A 3,451-nucleotide genomic window follows, 5' to 3' on the forward strand; every position below is an offset into this window, starting at 1 on the left:
CCCCCGTACGGCACATGACCAAGGAGCCCGGCATGCCTGAGCGACTGCCGCCGGAAGCCGTCTGGCTCGGACTCGACCTCGGCACCCAGAGCGCCCGCTGCGTCGCCGTCGACTCCACCGGCGAGGTGCTCGCCACCGCCTCCCAGCCGCTCACCGGCCGCCGCGAGGGCAACCGCCACGAGCAGGACCCCGAGCAGTGGTGGAACGCGCTCGCCGACGCCTGCCGCGAGGCCCTGACCGGCATCGACCCCGGCCGGATCCGCGCCCTGGCGATCGACGGCACCTCCGGCACGATCCTCCTCGCCGACGCGTCGGGAGCGCCGCTCACCCCGGGCCTGATGTACGACGACGGGCGCGCCACCGAGCAGGCCGCCCGTGTCAACGACGCGGGCGCGGACCTCTGGCACCACCTCGGCTACCGCTCCATGCAGCCTTCCTGGGCGCTGCCCAAACTGCTCTGGCTCCTCGGCCACGAACCCGCGGCCTCCGGCACGGGCGTCCGGCTGCTCCACCAGCCCGACCTGATCACCTGGCGCCTCGCCGGACACCAGGTGCCGAGCGACGCCAGCCACGCCCTCAAGACCGGCTACCACCTCACGGGGGAGCGCTGGCCGGAGCGGCTGCTCGCCGAACTCGCCGTGCCTGTGGCTCTGTTCCCCGATGTCGTACGTCCCGCGAGCGCGCTCGGCACGGTCTGCGCGGCGGCCGCAGCGCGGACCGGTATCCCCGAAGGGACCGCCATCGTCGCGGGCATGACCGACGGCTGCGCGGCCCAGATCGGCGCGGGCGCCCTCACCCCGGGCGCCTGGAACTCCGTACTCGGCACCACCCTCGTCCTCAAAGGCGTGAGCCGCCGCCTGGTGCGCGACCCGGGAGGCGTCGTCTACTGCCACCGAGGCCCCGGCGACAGCTGGCTGCCCGGCGGTGCGTCCAGCAGCGGCGCGGGCGTCCTGGCCCGCGAGTTCCCGGGCGCCGACCTGCCCGAACTCACCACCCTGGCAAGCGAGTCCGCCTCGGACGCGGTGGCCTACCCCCTGGTGTCCACCGGCGGCGAACGCTTCCCCTTCCGCGCCCCCGACGCCCGGCCCTTCGTCCTCGGCGAGCCCGCCGACGAGGCCGAGCGCTTCCACGCCCACCTCCTCGGCGTCGCCTGCCTGGAACGGCTCTGCTTCGACCGCCTCGACCTGATCGGCGCCCCCGTCGACGGCCCGCTCACCTTCACCGGCGGCGCCGCGCGCAACCCCTACTGGAACCGGCTGCGCGCCGAGGTGCTCGGCCGCCCGGTGCGGGTCCCCGCGCATGCCGAGGGCGCCCTCGGCATGGCGGTCCTCGCCGCCACCTCCGCCGGGGCCGGAGTCGAGGAGGCCGCGGCCGCCATGGTCCGCCCCGCCGAGGAGATCGTCCCGGATCCGGCGCGCACGGCCCGCTGGGCGCCGGTCCACCTCGCCTTCGTCGACGCGCTCACCGAGCGGGGCTGGCTGGACCCGGCCGTCGCCGCGCATGCCCGGGAGAGGACCGAGCGCGCCCCGGCCGGCACCGCACACGCCCGGGAAAGGAGAGACCAGTGACCGACTTCGTCCTCGTACGCCACGGCGAGACCGTCTGGCACGACGGCAACCGCTACGCCGGACGCACCGATGTCGCCCTCACCCCGCGCGGCCTGCGCCAGGCCGCCGCGCTCGGCGCGTGGGCCGCGGGGGAGCGGATCGACGCCGTGGTGACCTCCCCGCTGAGCCGCGCCAAGCTCACCGCCGCGCCCGCCGCGCGGGCGCTCGGTCTCGTGCCGCGCGTCGACGAGCGGCTGCTCGAAGTCGACTTCGGCCGCGGCGAGGGGCTGACCCGCGACGAGATGCGCGAGAGGTTCCCCGAGGAGACCGCCGCGTTCCTGCGCGATCCCGTCGCCCACCACCTGCCCGGCGGCGAGGATCCGCGCGCGGCGGCCGAGCGGGCGGGCGCGGCCCTCGCCGACCTGGCCGACGAGCACCCCGACGGCCGCGTCCTCGTGGTCGCGCACTCCACCCTCGTACGTCTCCTGATCTGCCGTCAGCTGGGCATCCCGCTCGCCGCGTACCGGCGCGTCTTTCCCGCGCTCCACAACGGCGCCCTCACCGAACTGCGGCTGAGCGACGGCCAGACAGCGCTGCTGCGCCTCAACGCGCCGATCGCCGCCAACCCCGTACGCGCGTAACCGACCCTTCAGAAGGAAGACCCTCATGAGCACCACCGTCCTCGCCGCGGGCGACCACTTCGTCCTGCCGCGTCTGCTCGCCGACGAAGTCCGCGCGGCCGCCGCCGGAGCCGCCGATGTCACCGTGCGCGAGCTGACACTGCCCTGGCCGCACACCCCCTTCGGCCCGGTCGGAGAGGTCGACGAGGCGTCCGGTACGGAGGACGAACTCATCGACGCCCTCCAGGGAGCCGAGGTCTGCGTCACCCAGCTGGCGCCCCTGACGGAGCGCGTCCTCGCCCACTGCCCCGACCTGAAGCTGATGTGCGTCAGCCGGGGCGGCCCCGTCAACGCCAACCTGGCAGCGGCGACCCGGCACGGCGTCGCCGTCTGCTACGCCCCCGGCCGCAACGCCGTCGCCACCGCCGAGCACACCCTCACCCTGCTCCTGGCCGCCGCCCGCGGAGTCGGCGACACCCACACCGACCTGCGGCGGGGCGTATGGCGCGGCGACCACTTCGACTACGACACGTGCGGCATCGAGATCGACGGCGCCACCGTCGGCCTCATCGGCTACGGCGCCATCGGCAGCCGCGTCGCCAAGGTCCTCGCGGCGATGGGCGCACACGTCCTGGTCCACGACCCCTACGTGCGCCCGGAGTCGCTGGCGGGCGTCGCCGAGCAGGTGTCCCTCGACGAACTCCTCACCCGCTCCCGCGTCCTCTCCCTGCACGCGCGCGTGACCGAGGAGACCACGGGCATGATCGGCGCCGCGCAGATCGCGAAGATGCCGCGCGGCTCGGTCCTCGTCAACTGCGCCCGCGGCGCCCTCCTCGACTACGACGCGGTCTGTGACGCGCTGGACGCCGGGCAGCTCTCCGGCGCCGCCTTCGACGTCTACCCCCAAGAGCCCGTCCCCGCCGGTTCACGCCTCCTGAGGACGCCCGGCATCGTCATGACCCCGCACCTCGCCGGCGCCAGTCAGCAGGTCGCGCACAAGGCGGCCCGGATCGTGGCGGGCGAGGTCGGCCGCTTCCTGCGCGGCGAGCCGCCGGCACACTGCGCGAACCCGGAGGTGTTCACCGGGCAGGCGTGAACGCCCGTCACCGGCAGGCGTGAACGCCCGGCGACGATCACGCCAACTCCCGGACCGGCGGGGTGTCCTGAAGCGCGAGCGGCCGCATACTCACTGAGGCTCCGCTCATCGCCGCACCCCCGGGCGCGCCTCAGTACCCCGAGACGCGCCCTCGCGCCCCGCCCACACTCGCCCCCGGGAGGCAGACA

At 75.1% G+C, this 3,451-nt stretch carries 3 protein-coding genes; all 3 read left to right on the forward strand.

Going from position 1 to position 3,451, the window contains the following annotated elements; translation table 11 throughout:
• Positions 1–32: 32 nt before the first annotated feature.
• From GKQ77_RS30025 to GKQ77_RS30035, 3 genes are read left to right on the forward strand one after another with little or no spacing between them, the layout of a single operon-like run.
• Positions 33–1,568: an FGGY-family carbohydrate kinase gene (locus GKQ77_RS30025; RefSeq protein WP_219692271.1), complete on the forward strand. Its 1,536-nt coding sequence runs from the start codon at positions 33–35 to the stop codon at positions 1,566–1,568.
• Positions 1,565–2,188 (forward strand): histidine phosphatase family protein, encoded by a 624-nt coding sequence (locus tag GKQ77_RS30030; RefSeq protein WP_219692269.1) that lies wholly within the window; start codon positions 1,565–1,567, stop codon positions 2,186–2,188. The genes GKQ77_RS30025 and GKQ77_RS30030 overlap by 4 nt, the downstream gene beginning before the upstream one ends.
• Positions 2,189–2,213: 25 nt before the next feature.
• Positions 2,214–3,263, forward strand: coding sequence for a 2-hydroxyacid dehydrogenase (locus GKQ77_RS30035; RefSeq protein ID WP_219692270.1), 1,050 nt, complete (start codon positions 2,214–2,216; stop codon positions 3,261–3,263).
• Positions 3,264–3,451 lie beyond the last annotated feature (188 nt).

Origin of the sequence: Streptomyces anatolicus, assembly GCF_019400875.1 — a bacterium.
Lineage (GTDB): Bacteria > Actinomycetota > Actinomycetes > Streptomycetales > Streptomycetaceae > Streptomyces > Streptomyces anatolicus.